Raw genomic sequence first — 297 nt, forward strand, 5'->3', positions numbered from 1 at the left:
GAACTATGCGATGGCTTAGACAACGATTGTGATGGAGAAATAGACGAAGACTTCCCGCTGGTAACCTACTACTTTGATGTAGATGGCGATGGTTATGGTAACATCAATTCGCCTATCCAGGCAAGATGTTTCCAACCGCAAAATACCGTAACCAATAGTTTAGATTGTGATGATCAAAATGCAGCTGTACATCCCAGCGCACCTGAACTATGTGATGGTTTAGACAACGATTGTGATGGAGAAATAGACGAAGACTTCCCGCTGATTACCTACTACTTTGATGTAGATGGCGATGGT

1 protein-coding gene is annotated in these 297 nt (G+C 43.1%); it reads left to right on the plus strand.

What is annotated here, in order from left to right; translation table 11 throughout:
- On the plus strand, positions 1-297 hold a 297-nt coding region (locus GD597_RS21770), incomplete at both ends, for a putative metal-binding motif-containing protein (protein WP_216368672.1).

Source organism: Limnovirga soli (assembly GCF_013106755.1).
In the GTDB taxonomy this organism is placed as follows: domain Bacteria; phylum Bacteroidota; class Bacteroidia; order Chitinophagales; family Chitinophagaceae; genus Limnovirga; species Limnovirga soli.